Consider the following 17,039-nt stretch of genomic DNA (forward strand, 5'->3'; position numbering starts at 1 on the left):
TTTCTCCTAAAATTTGAAGTAGTTGTTGGCGTTTTGATAACAGACATTTTCTACTAATGGTTTTAACTGACAAAGATCAGCAGGTGCTTCACCACGTGCAACGACCTCAGCAAGCCATTCACAAAAGACGCGTCGGAAATATTCATGACGGGTGTAAGACAGAAAGCTTCTTGAATCCGTCAGCATGCCGACAAAGTTAAAGATCACACTGCCGTCTGCGAATTTCGTCAATTGGTGACGCATGCCTGCGCGGGTGTCGTTATACCACCAGCCAGATCCTAACTGCAATTTATTATTGCCTTCTTGCTGGAAGCACCCCATCAAAGCGACGAGTGCATCATAGTCATTGGGATTTAAGGAGTAGAGAATCGTTTGAGGCAAATGGTCCTGCGCATCAGCAGCGTTCAATAATTTCTGCAAGTTTTGAGTCAGTGGTTGATCATTGATGCCATCATAGCCAGTATCTGGTCCCAAGTGCTCAAACATTCGTTGATTGCAGTTGCGGTACGCATGGACATGCAGTTGCATCGTCCAACCATGTTCGTGATACAGCTTCATCAGTTCAACTAGAACATTGGTTTTGAAGAACGAGACTTCGTTTTCCTCCAAAGATTCCCCAGCTAATGCTTTGGCAAATATTGCTTCAAGGGATAACTGTTCGTCTGTAAAATACACTAAAGTATCCAGCGCATGGTCAGACAAGCGGCAGTGATGTTGGTGAAAGTAGGTTACACGGTCCCGCAAGGCTGTCAAGAAAGCATCATAGGTAGTGATCGCGTTTTCGACACTCTTTTCGAGTTTGGTAACATAGGCAAGAAAATTCGGATGGTCGATTTGTAACGCTTTGTCAGGTCGAAAGGTCGGCAAGACACGAAAACGTTGTTCTGTTTGGCTTAATTGGTGATGATAGTGAAGATCATCGACTGGATCATCTGTGGTGCAAACGATCTCGACTTTACTGCGAGTAATCAAAGCTCTTCGAGTAAAGTCTTTTTGCTGCAATTTTTCGTTGCATAGCGTCCACAAGGTTTCGGCATTTTCTTCAGTAACGGGAAGATCGATCGCAAAAAATCGTTTTAATTCTAAATGAGTCCAACTGTAAAGGGGATTTCCCACCAATTTTGGCACTGTTTGACACCATGCCAAAAATTTTTCATAATCACTGGCATTGCCGGTGATCGCTTCTTCTGGTGCGCCACAAGCGCGCATCAAGCGCCATTTGTAATGATCGCCACTTAGCCATGCCTCGGTGATAGTTTTAAAGGGTCGATCCTCATAGATTTCTTTCGGGTCTAGGTGGCAGTGGTAATCAATGATCGGCAGCTCTTTGGCATATTCATGGTAAAGGGTTTGAGCAATTTCATTTGGCAATAAATAGTTTTCATTTAAAAACATGTCGAACCTCTTTTCTTTGATTATAGTGTCACGCCATTTTTAAAGATGGCGATCTCACGAACGTTGTTGGCTTCATTACGCGTCGGTTTTCCACTGGCAGTATCGATGATCGCTTGAATAAAGTCTTCCAGCACGACCTCCATCGGCTCTTCCAACAAGCGACCGGCGTTGAAATCCATCCAGTGGGGTTTCTTATGGTAAATCTCTTGATTCGTGGCAACTTTCATGGTCGGCACATAGGCACCAAATGGCGTGCCGCGACCCGTGGTAAATAAGACGAGTTGGCAATCGGCAGAAGCCAGTGCAGAAGCGGCAACAAGGTCGTTTCCTGGACCTTCCAGCAGGCTCAAGCCTGGCTTACGGAGTTTCTCCCCATATTTTAAGACATCGACGACAGCGGAAGTCCCAGATTTTTGGGTACAGCCTAATGACTTATCTTCTAGTGTTGTGATGCCGCCTGCCTTATTGCCAGGAGAAGGATTTTCATAGACCGGTTCACCGTAAGCAAGAAAATAATCTTTAAAGTCGTTGATTAGATGGAGGATTTTTTCAAAGGTTGCTTCATCTTGTGCACGCGCCATCAAGACTTGTTCAGCGCCAAACATTTCGGGTACTTCCGTCAAGACCGTACTGCCACCTTGAGAAACTAAAAAGTCAGAAAATGCCCCCAACAAAGGGTTGGCGGTGATCCCAGAAAACCCGTCGGAACCCCCACATTTCAACCCGATCTTTAGCTCACTCAAGGGAACGGCTTCTCGTTGATCTTCTTTTGCTGCTTCCAGTAATTCTTCTAATAAGCTTTCGCCGACCGCAATTTCATCGTCGCTTTCCTGTGCTACCATAAATTTGACGCGCTTTGGATCGTAGTCACCCAGGTTTTTCTTAAACTCGGAAACGGTGTTGTTCTCACAACCTAAGCCAAAGACCAAGACGCCACCGGCATTTGGATGATGCACCGCATCAATTAAAATTTGACGAGTGTTTTGATGATCTTGGCCTAACTGGGAGCAGCCGTAGGGATGTTTAAGGATCGTAATATGATCAAACGTGCCAAGATCTGGATGATTCTTCTTGAAGTTTTCAACAATGATCTCTGCGATGCCATTGATGCAACCAACTGTTGGTACGATCAGTAAATCATTCCGAATCCCAACTTTGCCATTCGCCCGACGGTACCCTTGGAACGTCGCAGCCCTTTTTGGATAACGGACGGGATGCAAATCGGGGGCATAGGTGTATGCTAAGGTACCAGAAAGGTTGGTTTTGACATTGTGGGTATGCAACCATTGGCCGGTTTTAACGTCAGCTAAGAGATGTCCAATGGGATAGCCGTATTTGATCACGTCTTGTGATTGTGCTAGATCTTTGAGGGCGATTTTGTGTCCTTGCGGAATATCCTCAAAAAGGGTGATCGTTTGGCCTTCAAATGCAAGGGTCGTTTTAGCAGCTAGTGGTTTTAATGCGACTGCGACATTGTCTTTAGGGTGCAATTTCAATAGTTGCGCGGGCGTTTCTGTTAATGTGGTGGACATAAAGATTCTCCTTTATTTCAAACTTGGCTCAGGGGTGTCAATCGACGCAAGTAACTGGCGTGGTCCGTCTTGTTTTAGACAAGCGCACATTTCATTGATCGTCTCTGTCATGAAGCTCAGGTCTGCATGCCAAAGTTGCTCATTTTTTAATAGAGTGGCGATCTGTTCTTCTGCTGGTAATTGTTTCACTTGCTGAAATATGGTTGTCACTAGCTCATCATCTTGAAAGGGTCTTGTGAGATAGAAAGTCAGTAACCCTGCCAATGCGGCAGTGATTCGTTTTGGTACCTGCTGGTTTTGTTGGACATAACGAGTTAAGACTGGTTGAAGACGCGCACGGAATTTTGAAACACTGTTTAAAGCGATCGATTGCAGCTGATGCTTCACATAAGGATTTCTGAAGCGTTCTTTGATTTGTTCCGCATAAGCTGTAAGCTGTGCTTTAGGCAAATCAAGCATTGGAATCAACTCTTCCTGAAAAAGACCATCCAAAAAGGCTGCAAAATCACGGTCGTTCATTACTTCTTCAACCGTTTCTAAACCAGCTAAAAGACCAAGTGGAACCATCGCCGTATGAGGACCATTTAATAAATGTACTTTTTGTTCACGGTAAGGGGTCATATCTTCTGTCACGATCACATTCAACCCAGCTTCTTGCAAGGGGAGCTTTTCAGCTACGCCGCTTCCTTCGATCACCCATAACATAAAGGGTTCTGCAGTGACCATTACGGCATCCTCATAGCCAAGAATCTCTTGGTATTGTGCCACTTTGTCGCGAGGATATCCTGGAACGATCCGATCGACTAAGCTACAGCAGAAGGTGTTTTCTTTTTCTAACCAGTTGACGAAGTCTGACTCCAAAGACCATAATGCGGCATATTGTAAGACGATCTCTTTTAATTTTTCCCCATTCCGATCGATCAATTCGCAAGGAATGATCAAAAATCCCGGTTTTTGTCGTTGAAAACGACGATACAAAAGGGCGGTCAGTTTTGCAGGAAAACTGTGGGGAGGGGTATCGTGCAAGGAATCCTCTGGGTGAAACGCAATACCTGCTTCCGTCGTATTAGAAACGATGATCTCGAGTTGCTCATCTTCGGCTAAAGCAAGATAGTCTTCCCATTGCTGATAAGGATTTAACACTTGATCGATAGTGGAGACGACTTCAAATGTTTGAGATAAAGCGCCATCGACAAGTCCTTCTAAGATAACAGTGTAGAGATTTTCTTGTTGTGCCAACAGCTCTTTCAAGCCGTGATCGATCGGCTGTACCACAACGGCACTGCCGTTAAAAAGACCTTGCTTGTTCATTTGCTGCAGCTGCCAGTTAAAAAAGCCCCGCATAAAATTGCCTTCCCCGAATTGAATTACTCGGGCTGGATAAGTTTGATGGGTTTGTTCGGTAATTTTTTTCATAGAATCCTCCTTAAAAAATAGTTATGCACACGTTAACATTTTTGCGTAAGCACTCTTGAAAACAAGAGGCTTACAGCGATTGACGAATGATTAACGAGGTATCAAAGAAATGTTGTTTCTCAACTACTTGATTGGCAAATGCTTGCAACAGCAGAGTTGCTGCCAATTGACTCATTTCATAAACTGGTTTGCGGATCGTTGTTAATGGGGGATACGTATAGGGAGAAAAAGAACTATCATCAAAACCGATGATACCGATCTCCTCTGGGATCTTTCGTCCTGCTTGATGACAGGCATTGATCGCACCGATCGCCATATCATCATTGGCGCAAAAAATCACTTCAGGTGGTTCAGGTAAAGCGAGTAGTTGCTGGGCACCCAGCTGACCACTTTCCAAAGAGTAGTCGCCAGCTACGAAGTATTCTTTCGGGCAGACAAGCTGCTTTTCTTGAATCGCTTTCATAAATCCTTTACGACGCTCTCTAGCGGAACCAAAGGAAGCGATCCCTTCAATCATGGCGATCTTTCGAAAGCCTTGTTCAAGCACATAGGTGATCATTTGATAGACCCCTTGGGCATCATTACTAGTGACATTCATCAAGGTTGCATCCTGCAATTGACGATTCAAAACGACGATGGGAATGTTTTTCTTTGAAAGAGCAGCAATAAAGCCGTCATCCCGATCACTTTGACTCATCACGATCGCTCCATCTAAACGATTCGGCTCTTCATCAAATGTATCGGATTGCAATAATTCATGAACCGCTAAAGTATATTCGGATGGTAGGGTATCATTGATTCCTTTGATCACTTCGACTAAAAAGCTATCGGAAGTACCAATGGATAGATGAGAAAAATAAAGACCAATGATATAGGATTTTTGATTCACCAGACTTTTGGCATTGACATTGGGCACATAGTGTAAAGATTCAGCGATGGCTGCGATCTTCTTTTTTGTTTCTGGCTTAATTAATGGGCTATCGTTTAACGCACGAGAAACAGTTGTATGTGAAACACCAGCGACTTTGGCGATATCTTTGATCGTGACCATAGAAAACCTTCTTCCTTTTTGCTTGATTCAAGCATAGCTTGTTCCCACGAGAATGTCAATACACCAAGGATGCACACGTGAAACATTTTTCAAAATAACATAGGAACTTTTTCTGGGATGTGCTAGTATAAAAGAAGATAGTTAGGTAATGGGAGGGAGTCTATGAAATTCTTTTTAAGCTATCATCAAACGTCCAACTTGTTCTATAAAATTTTCATTTGGGTCTCTTTGATTGGTAGCGCTTTAATTATCGGCTTTAGTGGAGTCATTTATCATCGAACGTATCAAAACATTCAAGAAACCTTTTTGCAAAGTCAACATAATTTGGTCAACCAAGTCAAAGAAAATCTGGATCAAAAAATTCAGATGGTGGAGTATGCCTTTTCTACATATAGCAGTACTCAAAGTTTTTCCGATACGATGGAACAGCCGTTTTCCGTGACGAATTATCGACAAGTGCGCGAGATCAATTCGCAACTGGCTTACATTGGTGTGATGGGGATCGAAAACGCCAGCTACCAATTGGTGAATTTGAATCAGCATTGGAAAATCGAAGAAGGCTCCTTAAAACAGATCGATGATACAGAATTCGCTGCTTTTCAAGCGCTGATCGACAACCAACGCTACTTGTATTGGTTGCCAGAAGACGGTTATTTAAAAATGGTAATGACGTTGCCTGTGTTTCGGCAGGAAACCACTGCTTTGGGGATCGCTGAAATCCAAGACCATACCATTGCGCAGTTGGTGGCAGATCATGATGATTCCTTTCTGAATATTTTTCATGCGGATGGACAACTACTTTTCGATAATGGTGAAGTGATCGATTCTGACTTACACGAAACAATGGTCGCAGCTGCCCACGGCGATGGCATCTTCACTGACAAAGAAAACAACAAGTATGTGGTCACACAATCGGATTACAATCAGTGGTATCATGTGATCCGTCTGGCGCCAGCCAGTGTTTCGCAAGCAATTCGTGAGTTAAGAAGCGGTTTGATCGTGATTGGTAGTCTATTGATTTTCCTGTTTTTATTAGTATCTTATCGCATTGCGATCGTGGCTACTTCACCCATCAATCGGATCGGAGAGCTTTTAAAGCCCAAAAAACAAGGTCAAAAATTAGAAGTCAATCAATTGATTTCCGATATCGACCAAGTCTTGCATCAAAACCATGATCTTGCTGTTAAAGTTGAACACCAAAAGCCCGAGTTAGAATCCTTGTTTTTATTAAACTTGTTTCGCGGCTGTATCTCAGAAGCAGATATTCACTTAAAACTGTCACAATTTGGGTATGAAGTATCCGAAACGGAACACTTTGCCGTATTACTGATTCAAATCGATGATTTGTGTGGGCGAGAAACAGCGACCAGTGATATTTTCTTGCTTGCCATTGAGAATCTCGTTTCTGAGATCATTCCGGCGAATTTGCGTTTTCAGCCAATCATCTCTAGTCAAGAAACCCAAGGAACGATATTAAAACTTCCGAAAACGATTGATCAAAAACAAGTATTGACCTATTGTCAAAAGATCCATCAAGCGGCAAAAGACTATTTAAGAATTAAAATAAGTTGTGGGGTCTCACAATCCTACGACCGCCTCGTAGAAACCAAATTAGCGGTTGATAACGCCAAAGAAGCCTTGCACTATCGAATGAATTTAGGGGAAGAAGTCATTATCTTTTTTGACGACATTGCGGCACAATTGGACAATAACGCGATCGTTCAATACCCTAGAGAAGCAGAAAGTACCTTTTTGGATGCGATGCGTAGTGGGGAGCTAGCGACTATCAAAGCGAGTTACACGGAAGTTGTACGGGAAATCATCCATGAAAATAAAAATCCGTTGACGATTGAAAGCGCCTTGTTTAAGTTGATCAACAGTATCGTTCAGCTAGGGCAACTCTTAGGAGCAGATCATACCAGCTTGCAAAATAGTCGTAAAGTTTATCAATCCGTGCTCAACCAAACCAGCTTAGTCAAAGTTGAGCAAAGCATCTATCAAGAGTTAGTTTTACCTATCGTTGAAACGACACAAGCCAAAACAGATCGAGAAATTCGCTCCTTGTCTGAAAAGATGGTCTTGATCGTACACCAACAATACGATCAGGATCTTTCCTTAGATAGCATTGCTGAGCAGTTGCATTATAATGCCAATTACTTAAGTAATGTGTTTAAAAAGGAATTATCCATCAATTTTGCCGATTACTTACAAAATTATCGGTTGCAAATCGCCAAAAAATGGTTGCGGGAAACGGATATGACGATCAAGGAAATCGCCGCTAACCTTCAATATACTAACTCTCAAAACTTCATCCGCTTTTTCAAAAAGAAAGAACAGATGACGCCCGGAGAGTATCGCAAACGTTCCAAAGAATAAAAGAAAAACGCGCTTTTTGATTAACGATCAAAAAGCGCGTTTTTCTTGGCTGCCTGTTGGTTACCCTTTGACGGAACCAACCATTGCCCCTTTCACGAAATACTTCTGAACAAATGGATAGGCGATCAACATTGGCAGCGTCGCAACGACGATCACGGCCATTTTTACGGATTGTGCTGGGGGGACAACATCGACACTCGCGGCATCGGCGTTCATCCCGCTGGAGACGATCACGATTTGTCGAAGGAGCACTTGGATCGGCCATTTCGCTGAATCATTGATGTACAAAATTGCTGATTGATAAGTATTCCAATAACTAACAGCGTAGAACAAAGAGATCGTCGCAATCGATGGTAAGGAAAGGGGTAAGATGATACGGAAAAAGACGCCCCAATCAGAGCAACCATCCATTTTTGCTGATTCTTCTAAACTATCAGGAATTCCTTGGAAAAAGTTTCTCATAATGATCATATTATATGCACTGATCGCACTCGGTAAGATCAGTGCCCAGAGAGAATCGATCAAGCCGAGGCTTTGTACCAAAATAAAACTTGGGATCATCCCACCGCTAAACAACATGGTAAATACGACAATAAAGTTGAAGATGCCGCGTCCATGCAAATATTTTCTTGAAAGAGCATAGGCCATAAAAGAGGTCAAGATCATTGAAAGAACTGTTCCGACGATGGTCACAAAAAGGGAAACACCAATACTGGTAAAAATCGTGGGTGTCGAGAGAATATACCGGTAAGCATTTAAGCTAAATTCACGAGGGATAATGATAAATGTTCGTGTTGCGATCTCAGAAGAAGAAGCAAAGGAGCTTCCGAGAATGTTTAGAAAAGGTAAGAGACACGTTAAGGTGAAGAGTAGTAGAAAGCCAATAATAAATCCTTGAACGACCCGTTCACTTTTCGGGCGGTTCGTTTTTTTCAGGGTTTGTTGCATAGAAAAAACCTCCATCTTTTTTTACTTAAATAGGTACTTCCAACGTATCATGAGGCGGGGACAACGTATATAATCACTTTTACATGTTAAAAAAATCACAATCATGACAAACGTTGATAAATAAAGGATTATCCAATTCGACTGCGAGATAATCCTAAAAAATGTATGCCTTTTCAAAGCTGAGAAAATGATTATATACGTTATCTTTTTTTCACGCTACCATGGGACTATCAAATCAAAAAAATTCGGAGGAACAAGTATGGAAACAAAAGTTGATAATTACTTCTCACCACTAAATGAAGAAGAACAGCGGCTGCGGCTGAAAAAGAAAAAATGGGCGCAAATCAGAAAAAATCGTGCCCTCTATATTATGGTATTGCCGGGGATTTTATATTTTCTTATTTTCCGTTACATACCGATGGGCGGGTTAGTCATCGCTTTTCAAGACTACCAACCATTCTTGGGGATCCTAGGAAGCCCCTTTGTTGGCTTCACCCATTTTATTCGGCTCTTTACCGAAGATACCTTCGTGATGTTGATGCGCAATACATTGATCATGTTCTTCTTAAATATCACGATTTCCTTCCCTTTTCCTATAGTATTGGCACTTATGCTAAATGAAGTAAACAATCGCCGTTTGAAAAAAGGGATTCAAACCATCATTTATTTGCCTCATTTTATGTCGTGGGTCATCGTTGTTTCCATCTTCTATGTTTTATTAACGACAGAAGGTGGTGTGATCAATAACATGATCGAAAGTCTTGGTGGCGAACGTATCCCGTTTCTAACAAGTCGCACGTGGTTGCGTCCAATGTACATTTTCCAAGATCTTTGGAAAGGTGCCGGTTGGGGGACGATCGTTTATCTAGCCGCTATTACCAATGTTGATGAACAGCTTTATGAAGCGGCGGATATGGATGGGGCTGGCAAGCTACGAAAAATGTGGCATATCACATTGCCTTGTATTCGTCCGACGATCGTAACCTTATTGATTTTAAAGATCGGTTCGATCTTAGATATGGGATTTGAGCATATGTTCTTGTTGATGAACTCAATGAACCGTGAGGTTGCCCAAATCTTTGATACCTTTGTCTATACCGCCGGGATTCAAAATGGTCAATTGAGTTACTCGACAGCTGTTGGGCTGTTTAAAGGACTTGTTGGCTTGATTCTTGTCATCTTTGCCAATCGTTTGGCGAAAAAAATTGGCGAAGATGGGATTTATTAAGAAAGAAGGGATCACATGACGATCGAAAAGATCACGAAAATCAACGAAGGATTACTCGCATTTTTGACGCTGATCGCCCTTCACTTTCTTTGGCTAAGTGTGACTCTCCTGGGAGGCATCCTCTTTGGTATTGGCCCTGCGTCGTATGCCATGATGAAATATTATGATCGCTGGCTTCGTCTTCATGAACGACCGCCTTTGATCAAAAGTTTTTTCTACTATAGTAAAGAACGGTTCCGGCAATCGGTGCTAATCAGTTGGTTGTTTTTGATTATCGCAGCAATCGTGATCACCAATATATTTGCGACCTTTCCATGGTTTATCCAAGTGGCGAATGTCCTCTTTTTGATTGCGTTCCTCTTTCTATTCATGCACGTGTATACCGTCATGGCGGCTACCAACTTTGCGACCGTGCTTGAGATCCTGCGGGGGAGTGCCTTGTTAGGTTTAGGCTATCTGCATTATTCGATCATTAGTTGGACGATTTTGATCCTTGGCTATTTAGTCCTTGGCAGTTATTTCTTGATCGGTCTCTTTTTGATGGGGAGTAGCTTAGTTGGTGGTGTTTTTGCCCTTGCTGGCAAAAAAATTCTTCAAGATATCCACCCAATTGAAACAGATCAGGTGGTTTCAAAAGCGGCATCGACTACGGAGCAAACCGTTGCCAGTAAAGGAGATGAGGTCATTATCTAAAGAAAACGGCTCAAAGACTTTTACTGGTTCGTGAACAAAACGGTCACTAGAGAACACCTGGAAATAGCAAAACAAGCTGAACCCTCATGAAATACAGCCAGTAAAACAGATTCATTGAAACAGCTCTATGAATTGAGGAGACTACAATAAAAGGAAGTATCGTACATGAAGAACTATTCGGAAATTGCTTTGAACACGTTATTTGAGCGCTATGACTACTTATGCAAAGAAAAAATTTATCACGGAAAATGGTCCTATGACATCGGGGTTGTTTTACAAGGCGTGAAAGAAGCCTATGAACAGACTGGTGACAAACGTTATTTCGACTATATCCAAAACACGATGGATTTTTATATTGACGAAGACGGTCGTATCAAAAATTATCAGATGGACGCGATGAATATCGATTACATCAATAATGGCAAATGTTTATTCTTACTATACAAAGAAACAGGTGTTTCAAAATACAAGATCGCCTTGGACACGCTGTATCAACAATTACAGCAGATGCCAAGAACAAGCGAAGGCGGGTTCTGGCATAAAAAAATCTATCCATATCAAATGTGGTTAGATGGCTTATATATGGGGGCCCCATTTCTAACAGAATACGCACTGAAATTTGAGAAAGCAGAAGCATTGGAAGATGTCATCAAGCAATTCACCTTATGCTTTACGCATACCCTAGATCCAAAAACGGGTCTTTTGTATCACGCGTGGGATGAACAAAAAGTCCAGCCGTGGGCAGATCCTGAGACTGGTTGTTCAAAAAATTTCTGGGGACGGTCAATGGGATGGTTCATGATGGCACTCGCAGATACGATGGTGCTATTAGGGGAATCAGAGCAGAAGAATTCGTTAGAAAACATGTTTGTCTCCTGTCTAGAAGCTCTTGCTAAAGTAAGAGATCCCCAGAAAAAAGTGTGGTATCAAGTCTTAGATAAAGGCAGTGAGCGTGGGAATTATTTAGAAGCATCCGCTTCTTCAATGATTTGTTACGCAACAGCGAAAGCAGTCAAAGCAGGGATCATCGATCAAAAATGGCAAGTGTTTGCCCAAGAGACCTATCAAGGATTGCTGGATGAGTTTGTCTTTTTAACAAAAGAAGGCTGGTTGAATCTGATCAGAAACTGTGAAGTTGCTGGTCTTGGTGGACCAGATAATCGGGATGGTACGTTTGTTTACTATATCAGTGAACCCGTTATCACGAATGATTTCAAAGGATACGGTGCCTTTTTACAAGCGAGTTTACTGCTGCAACCACTAACGGAGGAAGGAAGCAAGAAATGAATATCCAATTAACTACAGCTGATTTACAAGGAAAAGAAGGTCTGTTGACAGAAGCGATTCAAGAAAAAATTGATGAATTGCATCAACAAGGAGGAGGCAGAATCACTTTTTCTGCAGGACGCTATCCGACAGGTGCGCTATTTTTAAAAAGTAACATTGAACTGCACCTACTATTGGGGGCGACCTTAGTATTTTCTGATGATCCCAAAGACTATCCCGTCGTCGTGTCTCGCTGGGAAGGGGTCAAACGGGAAGTTTATGCCTCTTGTTTATATGCCGAGAATGCTGAAAATATCGCTGTCACAGGATTAGGAATGCTTGATGGACAAGGGCAAAGATGGTGGAAGACCTTTCGGCAAAACCGTGAAGAGCTTGCTTATCCACGACCAAAATTAATCAGTTTTGACTCTTGCCAGCAAATTACGTTGAAAGATATCCGTCTTGTCAATTCACCAAGTTGGACCGTCAATCCGATTCTTTGCCAAGATCTAACGATCGATAATCTTCGCATCAAAAATCCAGCGGATTCGCCAAATACGGATGGGATCGATCCTGAATCTTGTAAAAATGTCCGCATCAGTAACTGTCATATCGATGTTGGCGATGATTGCATCGCCATCAAATCAGGAACGGAGGACACTAAAGAACGGGTCGCTTGTGAGAATATCACGATCGTAAATTGCCATATGCTTCATGGGCATGGGGCAGTCGTTCTAGGGAGTGAGATGAGCGGCGATATTCGTAATGTCACCATCAGTAATTGTATTTTTCAAGATACCGATCGTGGGATTCGTTTGAAATCCCGTCGTGGACGTGGCGGAACGATCGAAGATATTCGAGTGAATAACATTGTGATGGATAATGTCATCTGTCCATTCACTTTAAATCTTTACTATTTCTGTGGACCGAAAGGCAAAGAGAAGTATGTTTGGGATAAAAATCCGTACCCAATCACCGAGGAAACCCCTCATTTCCGGAGAATCCATTTTGCAAATATCTCGGCTCGGAATGTCCATGCGGCCGCTGGGTTTGTTTATGGCTTGGCTGAACAATTTATTTCAGATATCACTTTCCAAGATATTGCCATCTCTATGGCTGAACATCCAATTCCAGGAAAGCCTGCAATGATGACAGGTATCGAAGAGATGACAAAACAAGGCTTTTATATTGGCTGTGGACGGAATATTCAGTTTGATCGTATCAATTTGGAAGGCGTAACTGAAGCGTTCCATATCGAGAATAGTCGGGAAATCACCGTCACACAGTCATTTGAGAATCGTCAGCCTCTGGCATTTCAAGGAGATTTTTTGTGAGGGATCCTCAGTTACTTCAGCTGCTAGGTCCTGATATGAAAGTTGCACCACAAGTGGTTCAGCAAACAAAAGAGCAGGTGCAAAATTATACCTTGGAACATTTACTTCTACGATTAAATCAAGAAGAAGATGTCCCTGCTTACTTTGCTTATCCTAGCTCTCAGCAACCTGTTCCACTCGTTTTGTTCAATCATTCTCATGGCGGTGACTTCACGATAGGGAAAGAAGAACTTCGGCAAAGTCCGCCTTATATGCAAAAGGAAAGCCTATTCGCTGCATTTATGAAGCTGGGCGTCGCTGTTGGGGTGATCGACATGTGGGGCTTTGGCGAACGAAAAAATGGTGAAAATGATAGCTACAAGCGATTTCTCTTGCAAGGCAAAACGTTATGGGGGCAGCGAATCTATGACAATCAACAGTTTTTGACCTATCTTGCTTCCCGCAAAGAAGTGAAACATTCCGCTATCGCCACATTGGGACTTTCCATGGGCGGCTTGATGAGTTGGTGGTTGGCAGCGCTTGATGAACGGATATCAGTGGTGGTGGACATGGCAGCACAAGTGGACTATCAAGCATTGATCGAAGAGGACCGTCTAAGCAAACATGGGTTTTACTATTATGTTCCTAATGTGTTGAAAGACTTTACGACTGCGGCGATCCAAAAACAGATTGTACCACGCCCGCGTTTGAGTTTGGTTGGCAAAAAAGATCGTGGATGCCCCTCAAGCGGCGTCGCTCGTTTGGATCAACAGGTCGGGCAGCATTATGAAGCAATGGGCTACAAGGAGCATTGGCAGGCGCGCAGCTTGCCAGGTGGTCATGAAGAAACCAAGGAGATGAGAGCGCAGTGGATCGAATTTCTAAAACAGCACCTCCTATCAAGCTAAAGGTTAGTAAAGACCCGCAAAAGGGTGATTTTACGAGTATCCAAGCAGCTGTGATGGCTGCTGAAGCCTTAAACGCACCTTGTGAGATCACGATCGCCTCTGGCGTGTACCAAGAACAGGTGAAAATCTATAAAAACCAGCTTACGTTGATCGCAGAACCCAACACGTTCTTATGCTACCACTTGGCTGCCGAGCAAACCGATGAGAATGGGCAAAAAAGAGGAACCTTTCAAACAGCGACGCTCTTTATCAATGGCCGAGAAGTCTTTGTAAAAAACCTGACCATCATCAATGACGCAGGGTATGGGCAAGCAGTCGGGCAAGCAGTTGCTGTCTATATCGAAGGGGATGACATTCGCTTCGAACACTGTCATCTCGATGCTTTTCAAGATACCTTGTGCCTGGGACCATTGCCAAAATATACCAAAGAGGGCGAACCGATGAACAGTCCTTGGCGAAAAACAATCTTTGACCAACAACAGAGTTGGTTTTTGCATTGCAGGATCAGTGGAACAGTCGATTTTATTTTTGGCGGTGGTTCCGCCATCTTTGAAGAGTGTCGCTTGCATTGTAAAAATACACTACAAACGAACTACATTACTGCTGCCTCAACTAGCAAACAAGCAAGCGGGTTAACCTTCGATCGGTGTCGGGTGACAGGGGACAAAGTCTATTATTTAGGTCGCCCTTGGCGTAATGACGCCAAAGTAACCTTTTTATCCTGCTGCTTTGATCAACAGCTCGTCCCTTGCGGCTGGTCTGATTGGGGAAAAGCAGCAAGCCACCAAACGGTCGCGTTCACGGAGCGAATGTGTTGTTACCAAAGAAGTCCCCAACGTCCTGAATGGGTGACTATCGAAGGAGTGATAGAAAAATGAGCAAGGCAAAATGGTCTGGCTGGATCGGGATGGTTCTCGCTCTGGTGTTTATGGGCGGCTTTTCCTTGGTGATCAATCAAATGACTGTCCAGCAGTTCGAAGAGATCTTTCAAAGTGCGTTTCCTACTGTACTGAAGCAAATGACAACAGAAGCAGCATTGGCGCAATTTCAAACACTCGGTGCTTGGTTTGGCTTCACGCTGTTGGCACTCCTGATATTGGTTTCAGTGGCGACGATGCTTGTTCGCTATCGTAATTATCGAAAACAAGCGTGTGTTCTTTATTTTTTGACTGGTGTCGTGACATTGATTGGTAGTCAAATGATCGCTTTTCCGATTGCCTTTTGTTTCTTTTTAGCGGCGGGTTTTTGTTTTCTCCATCGTGATGACCGACACAAGAAAAAAACCACGGACACAGTCAGCAAACAAGGAGGGGTTGCATGAAGGCAATGATCAATAATCCGATTTTAAGAGGGTTTCATCCTGATCCGAGTATTTTTAAAGTCGAGGATACTTATTATTTAGCGGTTTCTTCCTTTGAATGGTTGCCAGGAATTCGGGTCTACTGTTCTCAAGATCTAGTCAATTGGTCCCATGAAACAGATATTCTGACGAATCAAGTGGATTTATTAGGCAACGCAGCAAATGGCAGCATTTGGGCACCGCAAATCAGTTACGCAAACGGACAATACTATTGTGTCTATACAAATGTTCGCAACACGACACGTCCCTTCAAAGACTGTCGAAACTATCTCATCACGGCTCCTACGATTCATGGGCCATGGAGTGAGCCCATTTACTTAAATGGTAGTGGCTTTGATCCGTCCTTGTTTCATGATCAAGAGGGGCGTATCTGGTTATTGAATGCGCTTTGGGATTATCGTAAGGATACGCCAAATAAATCGGTGGGGATCGTGCTTCAAGAATACTCTGAAGCACAAGGCCGCTTGATCGGTGACAGAGTGCCAATTTTCTCTGGAACCCAGCTGGCGAAGACCGAAGCACCGCATCTTTATTACCACAATGAGTGTTATTACTTACTGACGGCAGAAGGAGGAACGGGTGCAGGTCATGCGGTAACGGTTTGTCGTAGTAAGACCATCACTGGACCTTATGAAGTAGATCCGCATTTTCCCATGATGCGTGCCTATCAGCGCGAAGATTCCCCTTTTCAATGTACAGGTCATGGCAGTTTGACGATTGCGCCATCAGGAGAATGGGTCATGAGCTATTTGATGACTCGGCCAGTAGCAGGGGCAGCGATCCTTGGACGAGAGACGGCACTCCAAACCGTCTATTGGGATCACGAAGGATGGCTGCGTCTTAGCAATGATGATACGATCCCAGATCAAACCATCAGGCTCGCTAGCGAGGCTCAGAAGCAAGAGACATCACCTGCTGTTTTTGTTGATGATTTTCAAGGATCGTTGCAAAAAGCATGGAACGGTAGACGATTGCTGCCCAATGAACAGTGGTGCAATCTGACTGAGCGACCAGGGTATTTGCGATTGATCGGTGGAGAATCGATGCAATCGAACTTTCATAAGCACTTATTAGCGATTCGCCAACAAGACTTTTGTTTTGAAGCTGAAACAGTGATGGAATACCACCCCCAAACGTTTAACCAGATGGCTGGATTGTCGCTTTTCTTAAACGAAGAAAACTATTTGTTTTTCTATGTGACCTACGATGAAGAAGCAGGCAAGGTCCTTCGGTTGCTGCGCTGTTGTGAAGGAGAATTTCACTTGTTCCCAGATAAATTGCCCCTCGCTGCTGCAAGTGAGCCGATCGGATTAAAAGTAGTCGGTTCTTATCTAGAAGCCCAATGGTTTTATCGGCAATCACAAACGTGGCATCCCTTTAAAAAGCAAAACATTCAGTTCTTGTCTGGTGGTTTTACGGGTAATTTCATAGGAATCAGTGCCCATGATTTAGATCACTTTGCCGGAAGCTATGCCGATTTTGAATATTTTACGTATCAAGGGAAAGATCAGCGCGATGATGGCTCCCTAAAAATAGAGAAAGAAGGTTAACAA

General features: G+C 43.2%; 14 protein-coding genes. 9 read left to right on the plus strand and 5 right to left on the minus strand.

Annotation, left to right across the window (positions count from 1 at the left end):
• Positions 1 to 6 precede the first annotated feature (6 nt).
• From uxaC to IGI78_RS06920, 4 genes are all read right to left on the minus strand, one after another.
• Positions 7 to 1,395 (minus strand): glucuronate isomerase, encoded by a 1,389-nt coding sequence (uxaC, locus tag IGI78_RS06905; protein WP_195265784.1) that lies wholly within the window; start codon positions 1,393 to 1,395, stop codon positions 7 to 9.
• Between the two features lie 20 nt (positions 1,396 to 1,415).
• A complete protein-coding gene (locus IGI78_RS06910; RefSeq protein ID WP_195265786.1) occupies positions 1,416 to 2,927 on the minus strand; it encodes a UxaA family hydrolase in 1,512 nt (503 codons plus the stop codon).
• Positions 2,928 to 2,939: 12 nt separating this feature from the next.
• Positions 2,940 to 4,343, minus strand: a complete 1,404-nt coding sequence (locus IGI78_RS06915; protein ID WP_140966624.1) for a tagaturonate reductase — start codon at positions 4,341 to 4,343, stop codon at positions 2,940 to 2,942.
• Positions 4,344 to 4,413: 70 nt separating this feature from the next.
• A complete protein-coding gene (locus tag IGI78_RS06920; RefSeq protein ID WP_140966623.1) occupies positions 4,414 to 5,394 on the minus strand; it encodes a LacI family DNA-binding transcriptional regulator in 981 nt (326 codons plus the stop codon).
• A 162-nt stretch (positions 5,395 to 5,556) separates the two neighbouring features.
• Here IGI78_RS06920 and IGI78_RS06925 point away from each other — a divergent pair, with 162 nt between their 5' ends.
• Positions 5,557 to 7,770: an AraC family transcriptional regulator gene (locus IGI78_RS06925; RefSeq protein WP_195265790.1), complete on the plus strand. Its 2,214-nt coding sequence runs from the start codon at positions 5,557 to 5,559 to the stop codon at positions 7,768 to 7,770.
• Positions 7,771 to 7,830: 60 nt separating this feature from the next.
• On the opposite strand, the gene IGI78_RS06930 is transcribed toward IGI78_RS06925, so the two are convergent.
• Positions 7,831 to 8,718, minus strand: a complete 888-nt coding sequence (locus tag IGI78_RS06930) for a carbohydrate ABC transporter permease (RefSeq protein WP_015509917.1) — start codon at positions 8,716 to 8,718, stop codon at positions 7,831 to 7,833.
• Between the two features lie 259 nt (positions 8,719 to 8,977).
• Between IGI78_RS06930 and IGI78_RS06935 the strand changes: the two genes are divergently transcribed.
• The 8 genes from IGI78_RS06935 to IGI78_RS06970 all read left to right on the plus strand — a co-directional run bounded on the left by IGI78_RS06935 (position 8,978) and on the right by IGI78_RS06970 (position 17,036).
• A complete protein-coding gene (locus tag IGI78_RS06935; RefSeq protein WP_077453828.1) occupies positions 8,978 to 9,946 on the plus strand; it encodes an ABC transporter permease in 969 nt (322 codons plus the stop codon).
• A 15-nt stretch (positions 9,947 to 9,961) separates the two neighbouring features.
• Positions 9,962 to 10,639: a YesL family protein gene (locus IGI78_RS06940; protein WP_081118511.1), complete on the plus strand. Its 678-nt coding sequence runs from the start codon at positions 9,962 to 9,964 to the stop codon at positions 10,637 to 10,639.
• A 165-nt stretch (positions 10,640 to 10,804) separates the two neighbouring features.
• A complete protein-coding gene (locus tag IGI78_RS06945) occupies positions 10,805 to 11,926 on the plus strand; it encodes a glycoside hydrolase family 88/105 protein (RefSeq protein ID WP_077453826.1) in 1,122 nt (373 codons plus the stop codon).
• On the plus strand, positions 11,923 to 13,239 hold the full coding sequence (locus IGI78_RS06950; protein WP_077453825.1) for a glycoside hydrolase family 28 protein: 1,317 nt from the start codon (positions 11,923 to 11,925) through the stop codon (positions 13,237 to 13,239). Before IGI78_RS06945 ends, IGI78_RS06950 begins: the two co-directional genes overlap by 4 nt.
• The gene (locus IGI78_RS06955) at positions 13,236 to 14,126 is read left to right on the plus strand and encodes a dienelactone hydrolase family protein (RefSeq protein ID WP_140966348.1); all 891 of its coding nucleotides are present in this window, start codon (positions 13,236 to 13,238) and stop codon (positions 14,124 to 14,126) included. Before IGI78_RS06950 ends, IGI78_RS06955 begins: the two co-directional genes overlap by 4 nt.
• A complete protein-coding gene (locus tag IGI78_RS06960) occupies positions 14,087 to 15,004 on the plus strand; it encodes a pectinesterase family protein (protein WP_140966347.1) in 918 nt (305 codons plus the stop codon). Before IGI78_RS06955 ends, IGI78_RS06960 begins: the two co-directional genes overlap by 40 nt.
• Positions 15,001 to 15,447, plus strand: a complete 447-nt coding sequence (locus IGI78_RS06965; RefSeq protein WP_195265792.1) for a DUF4064 domain-containing protein — start codon at positions 15,001 to 15,003, stop codon at positions 15,445 to 15,447. The genes IGI78_RS06960 and IGI78_RS06965 overlap by 4 nt, the downstream gene beginning before the upstream one ends.
• The gene (locus IGI78_RS06970; RefSeq protein WP_195265794.1) at positions 15,444 to 17,036 is read left to right on the plus strand and encodes a glycoside hydrolase family 43 protein; all 1,593 of its coding nucleotides are present in this window, start codon (positions 15,444 to 15,446) and stop codon (positions 17,034 to 17,036) included. Before IGI78_RS06965 ends, IGI78_RS06970 begins: the two co-directional genes overlap by 4 nt.
• Positions 17,037 to 17,039: the final 3 nt, after the last annotated feature.

Origin of the sequence: Enterococcus sp. DIV1767 (assembly GCF_050542585.1) — a bacterium.
Taxonomy (GTDB): Bacteria; Bacillota; Bacilli; order Lactobacillales; family Enterococcaceae; genus Enterococcus_D; species Enterococcus_D innesii.